12 protein-coding genes are annotated in these 18,624 nt (G+C 65.3%); 7 read left to right on the forward strand and 5 right to left on the reverse strand.

The window, feature by feature from the left end:
* Positions 1-317: 317 nt before the first annotated feature.
* From FGL95_RS29410 to FGL95_RS32805, 5 genes are all read right to left on the reverse strand, one after another.
* Positions 318-1,610 carry a S1 family peptidase gene (locus FGL95_RS29410; RefSeq protein WP_169594074.1) on the reverse strand — a complete coding sequence of 431 codons (1,293 nt, stop codon included), beginning with the start codon at positions 1,608-1,610 and terminating at the stop codon, positions 318-320.
* A 111-nt stretch (positions 1,611-1,721) separates the two neighbouring features.
* A complete protein-coding gene (locus FGL95_RS29415; RefSeq protein WP_169594076.1) occupies positions 1,722-3,089 on the reverse strand; it encodes a S1 family peptidase in 1,368 nt (455 codons plus the stop codon).
* A 128-nt stretch (positions 3,090-3,217) separates the two neighbouring features.
* Positions 3,218-4,453 carry a hypothetical protein gene (locus tag FGL95_RS29420; RefSeq protein ID WP_169594078.1) on the reverse strand — a complete coding sequence of 412 codons (1,236 nt, stop codon included), beginning with the start codon at positions 4,451-4,453 and terminating at the stop codon, positions 3,218-3,220.
* Between the two features lie 108 nt (positions 4,454-4,561).
* Positions 4,562-6,937 carry a LuxR C-terminal-related transcriptional regulator gene (locus tag FGL95_RS29425; RefSeq protein WP_338080084.1) on the reverse strand — a complete coding sequence of 792 codons (2,376 nt, stop codon included), beginning with the start codon at positions 6,935-6,937 and terminating at the stop codon, positions 4,562-4,564.
* 178 nt (positions 6,938-7,115) lie between these two features.
* A complete protein-coding gene (locus FGL95_RS32805; RefSeq protein ID WP_169594080.1) occupies positions 7,116-8,876 on the reverse strand; it encodes an Hsp70 family protein in 1,761 nt (586 codons plus the stop codon).
* Positions 8,877-9,155: 279 nt separating this feature from the next.
* Between FGL95_RS32805 and FGL95_RS29435 the strand changes: the two genes are divergently transcribed.
* The 7 genes from FGL95_RS29435 to FGL95_RS29465 all read left to right on the forward strand — a co-directional run bounded on the left by FGL95_RS29435 (position 9,156) and on the right by FGL95_RS29465 (position 18,614).
* Complete coding sequence (locus tag FGL95_RS29435; protein WP_169594082.1) at positions 9,156-10,805, forward strand: IniB N-terminal domain-containing protein; 1,650 nt, start codon at positions 9,156-9,158, stop codon at positions 10,803-10,805.
* Between the two features lie 149 nt (positions 10,806-10,954).
* Positions 10,955-12,760: a dynamin family protein gene (locus FGL95_RS29440; RefSeq protein ID WP_206072445.1), complete on the forward strand. Its 1,806-nt coding sequence runs from the start codon at positions 10,955-10,957 to the stop codon at positions 12,758-12,760.
* A 5-nt stretch (positions 12,761-12,765) separates the two neighbouring features.
* Positions 12,766-14,232 (forward strand): dynamin family protein, encoded by a 1,467-nt coding sequence (locus tag FGL95_RS29445; protein WP_169594084.1) that lies wholly within the window; start codon positions 12,766-12,768, stop codon positions 14,230-14,232.
* Positions 14,233-14,467: 235 nt separating this feature from the next.
* Positions 14,468-16,333, forward strand: a complete 1,866-nt coding sequence (gene dnaK / locus FGL95_RS29450; protein WP_169594086.1) for a molecular chaperone DnaK — start codon at positions 14,468-14,470, stop codon at positions 16,331-16,333.
* The gene (grpE, locus tag FGL95_RS29455; protein WP_169594088.1) at positions 16,330-16,995 is read left to right on the forward strand and encodes a nucleotide exchange factor GrpE; all 666 of its coding nucleotides are present in this window, start codon (positions 16,330-16,332) and stop codon (positions 16,993-16,995) included. Before dnaK ends, grpE begins: the two co-directional genes overlap by 4 nt.
* A 30-nt stretch (positions 16,996-17,025) precedes the next feature.
* A complete protein-coding gene (dnaJ, locus tag FGL95_RS29460) occupies positions 17,026-18,201 on the forward strand; it encodes a molecular chaperone DnaJ (protein ID WP_169594090.1) in 1,176 nt (391 codons plus the stop codon).
* 11 nt (positions 18,202-18,212) lie between these two features.
* On the forward strand, positions 18,213-18,614 hold the full coding sequence (locus FGL95_RS29465; protein ID WP_169594092.1) for a heat shock protein transcriptional repressor HspR: 402 nt from the start codon (positions 18,213-18,215) through the stop codon (positions 18,612-18,614).
* Positions 18,615-18,624: the final 10 nt, after the last annotated feature.

Below are 18,624 nucleotides of genomic sequence, written 5' to 3' on the forward strand. Positions count from 1 at the left end.
TATTGACCGACTCGCCCCGACCGCGCGCCACGCGATCCGCATCTGTTCCCACACTGCGAGCAGCGAGCTTCTCGGGGCCAGCCAGGCGGCGCTGAGGACGCGACACGCGCCGCGCGACGGCCCCCCGGAAGTCTCGCGACCATCCCACCGTCGTCATTGATGACATCCGCCCGACTACCGTGTCTTGAACACCCGACGCCGACCCCATATTCTGGGTCCGCGCACGCCCGAACCCCGGACAAGTAGCTGACGACCTTAGACAAGCCGGAACGCTACTGGGATGACGGCGTGCGCACCCGTAACCAGCGCACTGGGCGCTATTTGGTACGGACCTTCAGTGTCGGGTTCTCGTCGAGGATCACGTTGATCGGAGTGGCGAACAGCTGCGGCTCGTTACCGATGAACGGACCGATAAGGTTCGGGATCTCGCAGATCGGATAGTCCGCAACCGAGGAAGCGCTGGACACACCGAGAGCCATCGTTCCGGTGACGACGGGTCCACCGCTGTCGCCCGGAAGGGCGCAAATGTTCATGGAGAAACTGTCGTTCATATGCCGCGTGCCGACTTCGACCGACTGCTGGACCGCGTTCACCACACCGCAGCTGAATCCGGTCCGAGCGCCCGACTTGCACGCGGGCGCTCCCACTACCGGTGTTGCTGTGCCTGTGATGAACAGCGGCGCCGCGTTGGGGATGCGGACGATGTTGTTCTCGAACCGAGCGCGAGCGTCGTCGGAGATGCGGATGACGGAGTAGTCGTGGTTGTCGAGGCTGGTCTCTTCGAACGTGCCGACCTTCGGGCCCAACACGTCCAGCGCGCGCAATTCGTGGACAGCTGACGCGGCAGGGGTGCCTGCATTGGCGAGGTCCGGGTCGCAGTGTCCGGCAGAGATGTTGACGGGCCGACCGGCCGCGTCGGTGCCGTTGAAACCGAGCGAACAGCGCAGTGACGAGTGTGCTCCGATAGCCGCGTACGCATCGCCTGCGCCGAGAGCATTGCGCGGCAGCTCGCCCGCGACGTCGACGACGGGCGTAATGGGCTCTGCACCGACCGCTGCCGGCATGACGACGACTCGTTGGGGGTCGATGAACCCCGGCAGCTGCAGACCGTTTGCTACCGATGTGAGCCTGATCGCCAGCGCGTTGTTGACCGTATCGATGGCGAAGCCTTTGACGGTGTCGGCGATGTCGACCGGCTGGCCTCGCAGCCAGTCGTCGAATGCCTTCATCTCGTTTTGCAGCGCGGTCTCGGTCTTGGCTACGGGCTTCACCGTAAAGCCGGCCGATTCGGCCGCCGACCGCGCGGTCGGCGATTCTGGGGAGTCTGCAAGCGCGACGACGGGAGCACCTGCTTCGTCAAGCCATGCTCCGGCAAAGCTGTTCGGGAATTGCGCCCGAGCGGTGTGCGCGAACTCCGCGAGCTTCTGCGCGAGGTCGGCCCGCTGCAGGTATTGGTCGGCGGTCAGCTTCAGGTCGCGCGCGATGGCTAGCGTCAGTTCGACCGGTAGTCCGGGTGCCGGATCGGCGTCCGCGATTGCGGTGGCCGGACCGAAGAGCAGCAGCGCGGTAGACCCGAGCACCGCGGCCCGGCGAGCGGTCGAGCTTCGCATGGAAGCCTCTCTTGTCAGATCGTCACCAGGCAGGCCAGGTGATTTGCTCTGGTGACTATATGACCTGCGCCATACCGGCACCAGTCAGCAGCGCCGCGAATTGCCAAGCTCCTAGGTCGGATTGACGCTTGTGCGCACTTCGAGACCTGCGCCGAGACCACCGGAAGCGGTGGCGTTGGCGTCCGCGATGATGTCGCGAATCGGTATTCCGAGGCTCGCGGTTCCGCCGTCTTGGGCGAGCGTCAGATTCGCCTGCACGCAGCTGGGTGCGCTGCTGCTGTTCGATCCGCTGGTGATGCCCATGGCAAGCGTGCCGCTGACGATCGCGCCGCCGCTGTCGCCGGCGAGTGTGCATGCGGTGGTCGCGAAGCCGCGAACGATGCGGCTGCTCCCGTTCTCGGTGAACAGCTGAGTCTCGACACGGTCGGCGACGACGACGCCGCAAGTGAATGTCGACGACTGACCCGATTTGCACACCGGTGCACCGACGACGGGCACAGCTGTGCCCGTAATTGTGATTGTCGTGCCGTTGGCCCCGCGGACATTGGGCAGATCGAAACCGGACTGCTTCGCGTGATCGTTGAGTGCGATGAGCGAGTAGTCGAGACCGGTTGCCGGGTTGCCGAGAGTGGAGTGCGAGAAGGTGCCGATCTCTGGGCTGTTGTCGATATCGTGCAGATTCGGCACGTAGACCGGGGCATTGCCGCTCGCTCCGACGTTCGGGTCACAGTGGCCTGCACTGATATTGATAGCCCGGCCACCCGAGTCGACGGCGTTGAAACCGAAGGAGCACACGGTGATTGCTGCAAGTGGCGTGTCGCGGATGGCGTGCTTGGAACTGATGTAGGTATCGCCGCCCATGGCACGCGGGTCGACCGGTCCACCTCCACCTGGCGAGAGAATGACCTTGACGTTGGCGAGCAAGGTCGGCAGGTTCAGCATGTGCCCAGCCGGGGTGTTCACGATGTCGAGCACGATCTGGTTGTTCAGGAGATCCACGGCAACCGAGTTGACCTGACCTGCTGCTTCGCGCGGCAGCCCGGAGATCCAGCGGTTGAGCTCGGCGAGAGATCGTTCTAGGCCATCGGCCGAAATCGGGGAAATCTGCGTTTCGTAACCGGCTTGTGAGGCGATCTGTGCGGCCTCGTTCGACGTCACCGCGACGACGCCTTTACCGTCCTGACTCATCCACGCGCCGGCGAAAGAATTGGGATGCACTGCCCGAAATTCACGTGCGTAGGAACCGAGCTGCTGCGCCTTCGCTGCGCGCGACAAATATTCGGCGGCACTGATTCCAAGATCGCGTGCCACCGCATCGACGAGGTCGCTCGGGAGCTGCTCAGCAGTGAGCTGGGTGAGCGGAGCGGGCGGTTCAGCGCCGGCGACACCCGTCAGCGAACTCGACGCTGAGAAGGGAACGAGGAGCAGCATGGCGGTTGACCCGACCACTGCAGCGCGAAGCGCCACCAACGTACGCATGAATTCCCTTCGCCGACTGACGCGGTGTCAGCGCCCCACCTTAAGGCACAACACTGTGATTGCCAGCACTGCGCAGCAACGAGGGAGATCGACCTGCAGGTTCGCTCGCAAGTCCACGCCGCTGTCGGCTACGGCTGCTGAATTCCACCCGTGTGGGCGGGCGGATTGACGTAGCCGCCGTAGTTGTTGAACGGCAGCGCCGGGATGGCGGGGTTCTGCGGCGGGACGTAGTAAGGCGGGTAATCCGGCAAGTATCCGAACGCAGGCGTGGTCGTTGTCGGAACCGTGGTGGGCGGGACAGTGGTGGGAACCGTCGTCGGAGTCGAGGTCGGCGGCACAGTCGTCGTGACGGGCGGCGTCGTCGGCACGGTGGTGGTTTCCGTCGTCGTCGTTGCTGGTGGCGGCGGCGGGGGTGGCGGCGGCGTTGTCTCCGCTACTGGTTGCACCGGAACGACGACAGGCTTCGGTTCTTCGACCGGAACCGTTGTCGTGACAGTCGGCAGATTGACGGGTGTATCAGTCGTCAATACCGGCGGCGGCGGTGCGGGCGATTCGGCGTTCTGAATCGCGGGAACCTCGGTCTTCTCGGGGCTCTGCAACAGCGAGGCAGCCGCACCGATGCCCAAGGCCAGGAATGCGGCGACGCCCGCAGCAGCGAGCACGGGGGTCCGGCGATACCAGGGCAGTGGGACCGCGATGGCGGTCGCACCGACGGCCTCTTCGTCGCTCTCGACGGCAGGCTCTTCCGTCGAAGGCAGCGGTGCGCCGACCGGTTCGGCCAGGGCGGAGTACGCGGGTGCGAACACCATCGGTCCTGAGATGGGTGTGGCGACCGCGGAGAATTCTTCGGTGGCGTCTGCTGTGTCGGCGACGTCGCTTGCTGCAGCGAGCGCGACCAGTGCGGCGCCGTGCGCGGGCTCTTCACCGGCATGAACGGTCACGTCGGCTTCGGAGATGATGTTCAGCGAGCGCAGACCCAGGTAGTCGAGTGCGTCTCGAAGTGCGTCGACCGCTTCGGTGTTCCATTGCTCGGGATATGTCGCGTAGATCTCGGTCGGCGGTGTCAAGTTCGGCGAAGCCAGGTTGATCAGACAGAACATGGCGGTCGCGACGAGATCTTCCGCGCGATAGCCGGCACCTTCATCGACGACGATGCCCTCGGGGTTGCCGACGCGTGCAAGGAATTCGGACACGGAGTGCGTTTCGACGTCGGCCGGGGCTTCACCCAGATAGCTGTCGCCATCGTCGGTCAGGTGCAGGACGGTTTTGCGGACTATGTATTCCGGCTCGGATTCCTGACCGGTCGTCACGACTGCGGCGACACTTTCGTACGTGCCGATCCGCAGACCTAGTCCTGTCGCCATATCCAAACCTCGATTCGATGGGCCCGACACCCGTCGCATTCGCGCGGCCCTGTGCCGCTCGTCTTTGTCGCGTTCCGCCTACTTGTGTCCGTTGTCCCCTCGTCGTCGTTACACCACTTGCGAACGATCAGGCATTCCATGGCCCATCGCTCGGAGCATGGAAAGCAATTCCGAACGAGACCCTGCACCTAGCCGACGGCGTATCCGAGCGACGTGATGCTCAACTGTCTTCGCCGAAATGTACAGGCGAGACCCCACTTCGCGATAGGTGAGACCTAACACAAGCAGGTCAGCGACCTCTCCTTCTCGATCGGAGAGCGGACCGCCGCTCGAAGTCGGAAGGGTGCGAACGGCCGCGCCGACCTCGGTCCGCACCGTGGGCGGTACTCGACGCGGCGACTGGCGCAACGACCGCGCGACCTGAAGCAGAGCGGTTGCGGAGGCCGTGTTCGATGCCCGCAGGGCAGCCTCGCTCGCGAGCCGGGCACCATCCCAGGACAAGCCGAGCGTCGCGAGCGTGCGGGCGCACTGCTCGACCTCGACCGGTGCGAAGTCGCCCTGAAGCACGTGAAGCCAGGTTCGGCCGGCCGTTGCCAAAGCGGCGGCGTATTGATCGTTGGCCACACTGGCTCTGCGTTTTTGCGCGGCTGCCTTCAATGCGGTCGCGTGTGGAATCAGCGCAGCGGGGTCTTCGCTCAGCAGTGCGGCTTGCACGCCGTACCAATGGAACGTGCTTGCCCATGCCGGCGGATCGTCGAGCCGGGCGAGCAGTTGACCGGCCTCGTAGATGAGGTGCGCGATGCGCGCTTCGTCGTCGACTCTGATCGCGGCAAGCCAGAGCTCACCCAACGGGAGCAGCGTGAACAGGTCGACCGACACCTCGTCGAGAACCCTGTGCGACGCCTGCCACGCTGTGGTCAGTGCGCCGACGTCGCCGCTGCGCCGCGCGAGGCCGACCTGAATTGCGTGTGCGAGCAGTAGGTCGCGGTTGCCGAGTAGAGCGATATCGATCTCATCGAGGACGGACGCGGCAGCGTCATCGTCGCCGCCGAGCATCGAAATCCACGCCGACAGCAGTTTGTGTTGCAGCCAGCTGCGGCTGCCTGCGCGGTCCGCGGCGATCGCGCGATCCAACATCGCGGTCGCGCGGGCGAGGTCACCGCTGTGCAGACACAGCAGTACAGCAACGGCACCGGGCGAGATCGGCAGCACCCGTGCGGACGCCGGACTGTCGAGCATGGACAGAGAGCGGGCCAAGGAATTGATCGCAGCTGCCGATGACCCGCTGATCGACTGCTCGAGCGCCGAGCCGACCAACGCGATGCCGGCAGCGAGATCAGTGGGCGGCCCGGTCTGCGGGGCGGTCAGCATTGCGGTCGCTTGCTTGGCCTCGCCCAGTGCGAAGAGAACTGCTGCCGCCGCTCCGGCTTCGACGCCGATTCGTTCCGGACCAAGCCAGGTGTAAAGGTCCGCGCCGCGGCGAAGTACGCCGCGGTGTGCCCAAATTCCGGCAAGCACGCGAACCGCGGACGCGAGATCGGCGTTCGACGATTCGGGTCGGGCGAGGACCGCCTCGGCGATGGTCATCGCGGTCCGCGAATCACCGCTCAGCGCTGCGGCCTCGCAGCGACGGGGCGCTACGCGGGCGCTATCGGCGCCGGCGTCGACCGCCGCGGAATACATTTGGGCTGCCACGCTTGGCTCTGCGGATGCTGCTGCAGCACAAAGAAATTCGCCCAGACGTGCGTCGCGCACTCCTGCCCGGGCCAGCCGCATGGCGGTATATTGCCGCAGCGCACCGGACTCCATCCGCAGGTTCAGCAGGCGATGCTGAATGTCGATGAAGCGGCGGCTGCCGATGATCGTCCGCAACGGTTCTTCGGCAACAGGTAGCAACAGATCTGGATCGGACACCAGTCCGCACGCTCGCGCGCGATCGATGAGATTCTGCGCCACGTCGTCGTCGACGCCGACGATCTCGGCAACCTCCGCAAGTTCGAGGCCCGCACCGATCGCTGTCAACGAGAGAGTGGAGAGAAGTTCGGAGTCTTGACGTTTGAGCAGTGCACTCACCCACAAGGAGACCGACCGTGTGATCGCGTTGTCGCGATCGGTGCGCTCGATCGTGCGAAGTCCGTCGATGGCGGCGTGGACCGCCCCGTGAACGCCCGACGTCAGATCGATGATCTTGGCAATGCGCTCCGACGACAGGGGCACACCCAACTGCCGACCGACCGCCGCCACATCGGCCGGAGCCAACGAGCGCAATTCGAACACGCGGCCGTGGTGGGCGACTGCCGTGGCCAGTTCCCGCAACCGCAGATCGTGGGGGCGAGGCTCGGTCGCAATGATCACCGACGCCGCGGACCGGTCGACGAGGTCCATCAGGCGGGCGAGGTCGATGTCGTTCAGCGTGTGTGCGTCATCGATGATGACCGCCGTGCCGCTGCCCTCTGCGGTGTCGATGTCCGATCGCGTGGTCACGCCACTGCCGCGGAGACTCTCCCGGACAGCGGAGAGCAAGATCGACTTGCCGCTACCTGATTGGCCACGAATCAGGAGTCGAATCGGCGACTTTCGCGCCGATTCGACGTCTCGAAGGATTTCCCGCATACCCGCCGAAGAATCGGCAGTTGTCGATATAGCGCTGATCAGCACGGGTTCACTCGCCGGCGCGGGTGACGCCCGGCAACGTGTTGTCGAGCAGGCCGGTCGGGTTCAGGGCGTTGGGTACTTTCGGCAGTGGAAGTCCTGGGTTCGAGTTCTGGGGGAACAAATTGGGGTTGGTGTAGACAGGCGATTGCGGCGCTGGTGAGGGCTGGGGCGCAGGCGCAGGCTGGGGTGCCGGGCTCGGCGCGGGGGTGTTCTGCTGCGCAGTCGGTTCCTGCGGAGCATTCGGCTGGGGCGCGGGATTGTTCGGTGCAGGGTTGTTCGGCGCCGGGGTATTGGCTTCCGTGGTCTGCGGGTTCACGCGCGCCGTCGGGTTGGCGGCTGCTTGCGTTCCGGGTGTCTCTGTTCCCGGTTGGGTGGCCTCCGCGGCGGACGACTGCGGGTCGGCCGGGGTGACCGCCGCAGGCGACGGTGTCGCAACTTGCTGACTCGGGGGCGTTGCGGGCTTCGGGTCGCTACCGAGCCCGGTCCCCAGTGACAACCCACCGGCGGCGAGCAACATGATCGCGGCGACGACGGCGACGACGATCGCCGCCTTGCGGGTCCGGCCCTTGACTTCGGATGCCTGCGCCGGGGGAGGCGCAGGAACACGTGTTGGTGCGGCGGCGCGTCGGGGTGGTGTCGCAGCTTTCGCGTACACGGGTGCAGCCGCTGCTGCCGCGACCGGCTCTGCCAATGCGTGGGAGGCCGCCGAAAGTCTGGTGGCGAGCATTGCAGCGCCGATGGCGCTGGTGCGGTCGGGCGCGGCCGATGCAACCACCGGGAGGCCGAGTTGCGACGAGATCGCCTCGGCAACGAGTGGAATCGCCGCACCGCCGCCGACGAGCAGCACCTGGCTGACATCGGTCACATCGAGACCGGCGAGGCGAACGGTCTCACGTACGAGTTCCACCGACGTGGCGATCGGTCCGTACAGAAGGTCTTCTAGCTCGCCACGCACCAGCCGGACCTCACGGCTGACCCCGGGGAGGTCGACGCGCAGTGTCGTTTCGGTGTGGGCGGACAACGCCTCTTTCGCTGTCGCGCAGCGTCTGCGCAGCTCGACGAGAGCGTTCTCGGTTGCGGGGTCGAAGGGATCGATGGTCGCCGAAGCGCCCACGTTCTCCAGCACGTACTGCATCGTGAGGTGGTCGAACTCGGCGCCGGACACGTCGTCGGAGCGCAACGGCACGCCGAGAATGGCCGACGATTCACCGGTGCGGACGACTGCGATATCGAGAGTCGAGGCGCCCAGGTCGTAAACGAGCACGGCGCCGTCGCCCAGCGGTCCGCGTGCGGCGTCGAGCCATGCGACGGCAGCGGTCGCCTCGGGAACGGGCGTCACTTCGCCGAACCCTGCCCGCTCCAGCGCCTCACGCAAGGCATTGACCGAGTAATGCGACCAGGTCGCGGGGTAGGTTGCGACTGTTGTCGGCTCGTCGGTCAGTCCGGCGGATGCTTCGGTGACGAGGCAGCCGATCGCGGTAGCTGTCAGATCTTCACCCGTGTAGAGGGAGCCGTCGTCGGCGAGAATCCCGACAGGATCACCGACTCGGCCGAGAAAGTCGTCGACCACCACGTCGGTGTGGTGCCGTCCCATTGCCGATGCGCGCCGGTCGACGCCGAGTATCGGCGACTCACCTGCAGACAGTTGCAGCGTGCTGCTGCGAGTGAACGTCGAATGATCCGAGCCATCGGTTGCCCCCGCACCGTGTGGTTCGACCGCAGCGACGGAGTTGAGTGAACCTACAACTACGCCGAGCCCTAATGCCACGCGAATCTCCTTCGATGAGCAGTCGCACCTGCGGGGGGCGGGGTTGGTCGTGAGGGCAGGTCGACTCAAGCGCGATGTCGGCGTCCGGCGCCAAATCGTTACGCTCTGCGCTGGTAGGAGGCCCGTTGGGGGAAAATCCCCTAACGGGTGCATAGCCCCTATCCAGCAACGATGGATGTTTACGGGGGTTGTGCCCGTTTGGCCCAGGGCTTGGGGCCAATACCGTGGCTTTCAGTCACCGCCGCGGCAATTGCGGCCCGATATCAGGAGTCGAATTCCATGACACAGAACGCCGTACTCGAGTTCATCCTTAACCTGTTGCGCAGCGACGAGGCTGCTGCAAGCTACTGCGCGAACCCCACAGCTGCACTGCACGCGGCAGGGCTGACCGACGTCAGCCACGCCGACATCGTTGCTGTGGCTCCGATGGTTGCCGAGTCTGCTCTGTGCACCAGCGGTACCGGACTCTCGACGATTCTCAACGCTGACCTCGGCACCGCGGCCGCGGGCACAGTCGGCCTCGGCACAACCGGCATCGGCACCGTCGGTGGCTCGACCGGGCTCGGTCTCGGGACCGGACTCGGCCTGGGCACCGGAGTCGGTCTCGGTACCGGACTCGGTCTCGGCACGGTCGCGGTGGGCGACGGCAATCTCGGCGGAAACCTCGGCGGAAACCTTGGCGGAAACCTCGGTGGGGACCTTGGCGCTGGCGGGGGCATCGACTTGGCAGCAGCGTTGTCCTCGGCGCTCGGAGCCGGCGGTGCGGCGGGCGTGCAGCTGGCAACCGCGCTGGGCACTGCAATCGAGGCGGCGTCGAACGCCGGTCTCGCCGTCGGCACCGGAATCGACAGCGGCCTGGGACTCGGCGGCGGATTAGGACTCGGCGGTGGACTCGACCTTGGTGCAGGCACGGACTTCGGAACGGCAGTCGCGACCGCGCTCGGCGGATCGCTCGGCGCTAATGCCGATCTGCTGACGAACCTGTCGACATCGTTGAACACTGCCCTCCAGAGTGTCGGAGCAGCCACCGGTGCCGTAGACATCAACCAGGTCCTCGCAACGCAGGGCCAGCTGACGACCTTGCTGCAATCGGCGTTGGGTGTCGGCGGCGACGCAGGCGCAGATGTCGGTGCTTCGCTCGGAGCGCTTCTGCAGTCGACGGTCGATTCGAACCTCGGCGGCAACCTCGGGCTGGACGCGGGTGCGGCCGACAACGTCGATGCCACGGTCGCGTCCTCGATCGGTTCCACCATCTCCAATGCGCTCGGCCTCGGCGCGGACGCGCAGACCGGCCTGACCTCGGCGTTCGACGCTGCGCTTTCGTCGAACGTTGCACCTGCCGCCGATCTGGGCAGCAACCTCGACCTCAACCTGGGCGGCGACCTCGGCCTCGGCGGCAATCTCGGCGGCGACCTCGGTGTCCCGGCCGCGACCGGCGCTGTGACCAGTGCGGCTACCACGGACCTGCATACCGCGGTCGACGCCGGTCTCGGCACCGCGAGTGATCTGGGCGGTCACGTCGACTCCACGCTCGGCGCTGGGCTGGGTGCGGTCAGTGGTGCGCAAACCGACCTCACCGGCGTCGGTGAATTCGGCAGCCAGTTCACGAACTCGCTCACGACGGCTGGACAAGGCAACGCAGACCTCGGGTTCGACTCCCACGCTGGTGCCGATGCATCGAGCGCGGCAGCAATCGACTCGACCACCCATGCGGCGACCAACACCTGGTCGGGTGTCGATGCCAACATCTTCGGCAACTCGTCGAGCAACTTCGTGTCGGACTCGTCGACCGCCCTGTCCGGGTCGATGGACCACAGCTCGGCGATGGAAACCTCGCTGTTCGCCGACGGCACCAGCGGAGCGGCCGCTACCGTGGAAGGCAGTGGTACGCACGACGCCGGATTCGCCGCCGAGCACGACGTCCACTGACAGAACAGCTGTAACGACGCAGGCCGGTGCGGCGGTAGGAGCCGTACCGGGCTAGCGTCGTCGCGCCGGATAAGAAAAGTGGTCAGGGGATAGGCGTGAACAGTCCAGTGGCGCAGGCTCGACAGCCTCGGTCGGCAACGGCCACCGCGCTGGCGACTCTGCTCGACGAAACGACAGCGGTAGCGGAATCCGCAGGCCGCGGCGACTTGGTCCGGCGACTCGCGGCGACCAAGGAACGCGTGCTCGACCCACGCAGGCGAATCGTGGTTGTCGGTCCGCTCAAACAGGGCAAGAGCCAGTTCGTCAACTCGTTCCTCAACGTCACGGTCTGCTCGGTCGGTGACGACGAAACCACCGCGGTACCGACGCTGGTCCAGTACGCGGCCGCGCCGAGCGCTGAACTTGTTCTGGCCGAACCTGGTTCGGAACCGAAGCGGGTCGACGTGCCGTTCGAGCAGGTGACGACGATTACCCCGACCTCGCCGCTCGCGCAGGGCCGGGATGTGCTGCGGCTCGAGATCGGAGTTGCCAGTCCGCTGCTCAGCGAGGGATTGGTGGTGATCGATACGCCTGGGGTGGGTGGGCACGGAAACCCGCATGCGGCAAGCGTTCTCAGCTTGATTCCTGCCGCCGACGCAGTGCTGGTGCTTTCGGACGCGTCGACCGAACTGACTGATCCCGAAGTGAACTTCATCCGTCAGGTGACCGGATTGTGTCCGGCCGTCGCATGTTTGGTCAGCAAGACAGACCTGTACCCGCATTGGCGCTCGGTGGTCGAGGCCGATCGTGAGCACCTCGATCGTGCGAAGCTCGCCGTTCCGTTGTTTCCGATTTCCTCGCTTTTGCGATCGCATGCAGTGCGGTTGCAGGACAAGGACCTCAACGCCGAATCAGGGTTCGTCGAGCTGTTTTCGTTCTTGCGTGAGCAGGTGGTGGCCCGCGCGGATCAGAACGTCGGCGATGCGGTTGCCCTCGATGTGCGTTCCACTGCAGAACATTTGACCCTCGCTCTGGGCAGTGAGCTTGCTGCACTGCGTGATCCGGTGAAAGGTGCTGCTGCGGTGCGCGAACTGCAGCGAGCAAAGGTCGCTGCCGAAGAGTTGCACCGGCGAACGTCGTTGTGGCAGCAAACGCTCGGCGACGGAATCACCGACCTCGCTGCCGATATCGATCACGACCTGCGCGACCGGCTGCGGCGAGTCACCCGTGAGGCCGAAGAATGGGTCGACGCCAACGATCCCGGCGAACGCTGGGACGAAGTGGGCGAGTGGCTCACCGAGCAGATCGGGTCGGCGATCGGCGACAACTTCGTCTGGGCGCACGAGCGCGCGGCGTGGTTGGGTCGCAAGGTTGCCGAACATTTCGCTGAGACCGGATCTGTCGCTCTGCCGCACATCGATGAGCACAGTCTCGATGACATGCTCGAGCCTGTCGAATCGCTCGGCGACCTCGATTCCGGACGAATCGGCATCGGCCAGAAAGTACTTGTCGGCATGCGGGGCAGCTACGGCGGCGTCCTGATGTTCGGGATGATGACGACGTTGGCTGGGCTGACGCTGATCAATCCGATCTCCATCGGCGCCGGAGTCGTGCTCGGTACCAAGGCATTTCGCGACGACAAAGAGCAACGGCTCCTGCGTCGGCGCAACGACGCGAAGATCGCGATCCGCCGATTCGTCGAAGATGTCAGCTTCGCAGCCAACAAAGAGTCGAAGGACCGGCTGCGCCAGATCCAACGCTTGCTCCGGGACCACTTCACAGAGATCGCCGAGCAGACGCTGCGATCGGTGAACGAGTCGTTGCGTGCCGCGCAAGAGGCCGCGACGATCGAGTCGTCGCGTCGAGCGCAGCGTGGAGCCGAGTTGGAACAACAGTTGCGGGTACTCGCCCAGCTTCGCGTGCGGTCGGATCATGTTCTGCCTGGGGGCCGTTCCTCGACTCCGGTGGTTGGATGACCCGCATGCAGCAACGCTCTTCCGTCGACGAAGCCCGCGCATTGGTTCTCGCGGCTCGGCGCGCCTTCGACAACGACCCCGCGGTCCGAGCTGCGCTCGACGAGTGCGGGCGACGGCTCGATCAGCCGCTGCGGGTCGCACTCGCCGGTTCACTGAAAGCAGGCAAGTCGACGCTGCTCAATGCCCTTGTCGGGCAAGATGTTGCGCCTACCGACGCCACCGAGTGCACGCGCGTCGTCACGTGGTACCGCAACGGTCCGACGCCGACGGTCACCGCGGTGCATGACAGCGATCGACGCGCGAATGTCCCGGTCCGCAGGCGTGACGGCGGTCTGACCTTCGACCTCGGGACGCTCACGGCCAAGCAAGTCGATCACCTCGAGGTCGAGTGGCCTGCGAGTGCGCTTGCCGAGCGCACCATCATCGACACACCGGGCACTTCGTCGTTGTCGCACGATGTTTCGGCCCGAACGCTCGAACTGCTCACTCCTGAGAATGCCGCGTCGGGTGCCGACGCGGTCGTCTATCTGTTGCGCAGCCTCAGCGCGACCGATGTGGCGTTCCTCCGTCAGATCGGAGCGCACGTCGGCGCCGAATCCGGTCCGCTGGGCGTCATCGGCGTGGTCTCCCGGGCGGACGAGGTCGGTGCCGGTCGCATCGACGCGATGCTGTCTGCCAAGGAGATGGCGGTTCGTTTTTCCACCGAGCTGGAGCGAACCGGATTGTGCCAGGCCGTTATTCCTGTCGCGGGTCTGCTTGCTTTCGCGGCGAGGACACTGCGGGAGAGCGAGTTCGCAGCTTTCGAGGCGCTCGCCCAGGCGCCGGTCGACGATTTGCAGCTTGCCCTGCTGTCTGCAGACCGGTTCGCTCGGCCGGATTCGCCGTTGCCGGTCGACGGCCCGACGCGCGCTTCCTTGGTCCGGCGATTCGGGCTCTTTGGAATTCGACTGGCAATCACACTCATTCGACTCGGCGCACATGACTCGCCGACATTGGCAGCACAATTGGTCGAACGCAGCGGGCTCGACGAGCTTCGCGCCGTGATCGATGTCCAATTCGGCCAGCGCGCAGAGCAACTCAAGACGCATTCCGCTCTTGTTGCGCTGGAGCGGGTGTTGACGAGTCAGCCGAGCAGCAGCTCCGCTGCGGCGGAGCCGATTCTGGCGGCGGCTCGCCGAATGCTCTCGGATGTACACGGATTCGCCGAACTTCGTTTGCTCGGCAGGCTACGGACCACCCAGACTGCGCTTCCTGAATCCGAGGTGGCAGAGCTCACGCGCATGATCGGTGGCTCGGGTATCGATGCGCGCACTCGGCTGGGGCTGGGGCCGGACGCTGATCCGGGTGAGGTTCGTGCGGCTGCGGTCGCCGCGGTCCGCAAGTGGCGCGCGCGGGCGGGTCACCCGATGCTCGACCAGTTCTCGGCCAAGGCCTGCGCGGCTGCGGCGAGGAGTGCTGAAGGCCTTCTCTGAGGGTTGAGCAGGGACCGAACCTGGCGACTCGCCAAAAAATTCTGGGGCGCGGGAACAAATCCGCAAACGGCGCCGTTGGAACGCTTGACTGTGTTGAGTGCAGGCGACTCAAGTTTGGGTTTGACGAAGAAGGTCGGATCCGGGCAAGATTGAGCGCACCACGCTCAGCATCAAACACAGCGTACAAATGCGGACGCGCAACCCTTGCGGCCCGCAACGATAGGGAGGAACACAAATGGCTCGTGCCGTTGGCATCGACCTCGGAACCACCAACTCGGTTGTCTCCGTCCTGGAGGGCGGCGAACCGGTAGTGGTCGCCAATTCCGAGGGCTCACGTACAACGCCGTCAGTAGTCGCCTTCGCCAAGAACGGCGAGGTGCTCGTTGGACAGCCTGCAAAGAACCAGGCGGTCACGAACGTCGATCGCACCATCCGCTCGGTCAAGCGCCACATCGGCACCGACTGGTCGGTGGATATCGACGGCAAGCAGTACACCGCGCAGGAAATCAGCGCCCGTGTGCTGATGAAGCTCAAGCGTGACGCAGAGGCGTACCTGGGCGAAGACATCACGGATGCCGTCATCACGGTCCCCGCATACTTCGAGGACGCACAGCGTCAGGCCACGAAGGAAGCCGGCCAGATCGCCGGTCTCAACGTGCTCCGCATCGTCAACGAGCCGACCGCTGCCGCATTGGCATACGGCCTGGACAAGGGCGACAAAGAGCAGACCATTCTCGTGTTCGACCTCGGTGGCGGCACGTTCGACGTGTCGCTGCTGGAAATCGGCGAGGGTGTCGTCGAGGTCCGCGCGACCTCCGGTGACAACCACCTCGGTGGTGACGACTGGGATCAGCGCGTCGTCGACTGGCTCGTCGAGAAGTTCAAGGCCAGCCAGGGCATCGACCTGACCAAGGACAAGATGGCGCTGCAGCGTCTGCGTGAGGCTGCCGAGAAGGCGAAGATCGAGCTCAGCTCGAGCCAGAGCACCTCGATCAACCTGCCGTACATCACGGTCGACGCGGACAAGAACCCGCTGTTCCTCGACGAGCAGCTCACGCGCGCCGAGTTCCAGAAGATCACGTCCGACCTGCTGGACCGCACTCGTGCGCCGTTCCAGAACGTCATCAAGGACGCCGGCATCCCGGTCTCCGCGATCGATCACGTCGTGCTCGTCGGTGGCTCGACCCGTATGCCCGCCGTCTCGGACCTGGTCCGCGAACTGACCGGTGGTCGTGAGCCCAACAAGGGCGTGAACCCGGACGAGGTCGTGGCCGTCGGTGCCGCACTGCAGGCCGGTGTGCTCAAGGGTGAGGTCAAGGACGTTCTGCTCCTCGACGTCACGCCGCTGTCCCTCGGCATCGAGACCAAGGGTGGCGTGATGACCAAGCTCATCGAGCGCAACACCACGATCCCGACGAAGCGGTCCGAGACCTTCACCACGGCAGACGACAATCAGCCGTCCGTGCAGATCCAGGTCTTCCAGGGTGAGCGCGAAATCGCGTCGCACAACAAGCTGCTCGGCTCGTTCGAGCTGACCGGTCTTCCGCCGGCTCCGCGCGGCGTCCCCCAGATCGAGGTCACCTTCGACATCGATGCCAACGGCATCGTGCACGTGACCGCGAAGGACAAGGGCACCGGCAAGGAAAACAAGATCAAGATCCAGGACGGGTCCGGTCTGTCCAAGGAAGACATCGAGCGGATGATCAAGGACGCCGAAGCGCACGCCGACGAAGACAAGGCGCGTCGCGACGAGGCCGATGCTCGTAACCAGGCCGAATCGCTGGTGTACCAGACCGAGAAGTTCTTGAAGGAGAACGACGAGAAGGTCCCGGCCGACGTCAAGTCGCGGGTCGAGGCTGCCATCGCCGAGGTCAACGAGTCGCTCAAAGGCACCGACATCGCTGCAGTCAAGACGGCGGTCGAGAAGCTGGCCACCGAGTCACAGGCCGTGGGTCAGGCGATCTACGAGGCCACCGCTGCGGAGTCCGCTGCTTCCGGTGATGGTGCTGCCGAAGACGGCGGCGCACACCGGGCGCCCGAAGACGACCAGGTGGTGGACGCGGAGGTTGTTGACGAGCCGATCGACTTGGGCAAGCAGTGAGTGACGAGCACTACGACGAACCGGTCACGATCGTCGACAACCGGAAGATCGACCCGGAGACGGGCGAGATAAGGGAACCGGACACGGAGTCCGCTGCGGAGTTCTCCGCGGCGGGCGCCGGGCCGGCGTCCGAAGGGGTCGACGTCGAGCACCCGGCGGTGCAGGAGCTGGCGGAGCGCACTGGCGATCTCCAGCGATTGCAGGCCGAGTACACCAACTACCGGCGTCGGGTCGAGCGTGACAAGAAGGCGACGATCGAAGCGGCGAAAGCCTCGGTCGTGGCTGAGTTGCTCGCGGTCGTCGACGATCTCGAGCGTGCGCGATCGCACGGCGATCTCGAGTCGGGCCCGATGAAGGCTGTCGCTGCGAAGCTGATCGGCTTGCTGGAAAAGCAAGGCGTAGCGGAATTCGGTGCCGAGGGCGAGCCGTTCGACCCGACGCTGCACGAGGCTGTACAGCACGACGGCGAGGGGCGGGACCCGGTGATCGGTTCGGTATTCCGCAAGGGCTACCGCATCGGCGACCGAGTGCTGCGGCACGCGATGGTGACTGTCACTGACCAGGTGTCGGACGCGGTCGCAGGATCGCCGACGGAGGTCGCGTCTTCGGATACGGTCCAATCGTCGGAGATCAAGACCGATGCCGATCCCGAACAACGCTGAAGTTAGATACGCGAGAGGAGGAGATGCCCGATGAGTCAACGTGAGTGGATCGAAAAGGATTTCTACAAGGAGTTGGGTGTCTCCTCCGACGCGTCTCAGGACGAGATCAAGAAGGCCTACCGCAAACTTGCGTCGAGCCTGCATCCCGACAAGAACCCCGGTGACGCCAAGGCCGAGGAGCGATTCAAAGCCGTCAGCGAGGCGAATGCCGTGTTGTCGGACGCTGCGAAGCGCAAGGAATACGACGAGACCCGCAAGCTCTTTGCGGGTGGCGGTGGTGGGTTCGGTCGCGGTGGCGGCTTCACCCCCGGCACAGGCGGATTCGGTGCCGAGTTCAATATCGGCGACCTGTTCGGCAACGCGACCAACTACGCCAGCGACACCGGCCTCGGCGACCTGTTGGGCGGTTTGTTCAACCGCGGCGGCACTCCCAGGGCGGGCACTTCCCGGCCGCGCCGGGGAAGTGATGTCGAGACCGAGACGACCCTCGGCTTCCGCGAGGCAGCCCAAGGCGTCACGGTCCCGCTTCGGATGACCAGTCCGTCGCCGTGCACCACGTGCCACGGCAGTGGCGCGAAACCGGGAACCAGCCCGCGGGTGTGCCCGCGCTGCAACGGAACCGGGATCGTCAGCCGCAATCAGGGCGCGTTCGGCTTCAGTGAGCCGTGTGACGACTGCCGTGGCAGCGGATCGATCATCGACGATCCGTGCACCGATTGCCACGGCACCGGAATCCAGAACCGGACACGCACGATCACCGTGCGAGTTCCACCGGGTGTCAACGACGGTCAGCGCATCAAGCTGGCCGGTCAAGGCGAGGCAGGGCTGCGTGGTGCGCCTTCGGGCGACCTCTACGTCACCGTCCACGTCAAGGCCGACAAAGTCTTCGGCCGCGTCGGCGACGACCTGACCCTGGTGCTTCCGGTTGCGTACTCCGAATTGGTTTTGGGCACAACAGTGTCGGTGCCTACTCTCGATGGCCGCGTGGGCGTCAAGGTGCCTGCCGGCACAGTCGACGGCCGCATTCTGCGAGTGCGTGGCCGTGGTGTTCCGAAGCGGTCCGGCGGTGCGGGTGACCTGTTGGTGACAGTGAAAGTTGCTGTCCCGCAATCACTCAATCCTGCGGCAGCGGAAGCGTTGAAAGCGTACGGCGAGGCCGAGCGCGCGAGCGGTTTCGATCCTCGTGCTGGCTGGGCAGGGGCCTAGGAGGTGTAGCTATGACCGACAAGCCGAAGAAAGCGTCGAGCTCGCACACCGAGGCGCAGATGTTCGTCATCTCGGTCGCGGCCGAGCTGGCAGGTATGCATGCGCAGACCCTTCGCACGTACGACCGGCTCGGCTTGGTTACGCCCCAACGCACTTCGGGCGGCGGGCGGCGCTATTCAGCTCATGATGTAGCGCTGCTCCGCGAGGTCCAGCGGCTCTCGCAGGACGAGGGTGTCAACCTCGCCGGGATCAAACGGATCATCGAGCTCACCAATCAGGTCTCGGCGCTGCAGCACCGGATCGAGGAGATGGCTGCGGAGATCGCGGCTCTGCACGCGAGCTATCGCCGCGATCTGGTGCCGGTTCCGCGCAGCACTGCACTCGTGGTCTGGCAGCCGAAGAATCGTCGCTGATCAGTGGGGC

This window comes from Antrihabitans stalactiti (assembly GCF_012932915.1).
Lineage (GTDB): Bacteria > Actinomycetota > Actinomycetes > Mycobacteriales > Mycobacteriaceae > Antrihabitans > Antrihabitans stalactiti.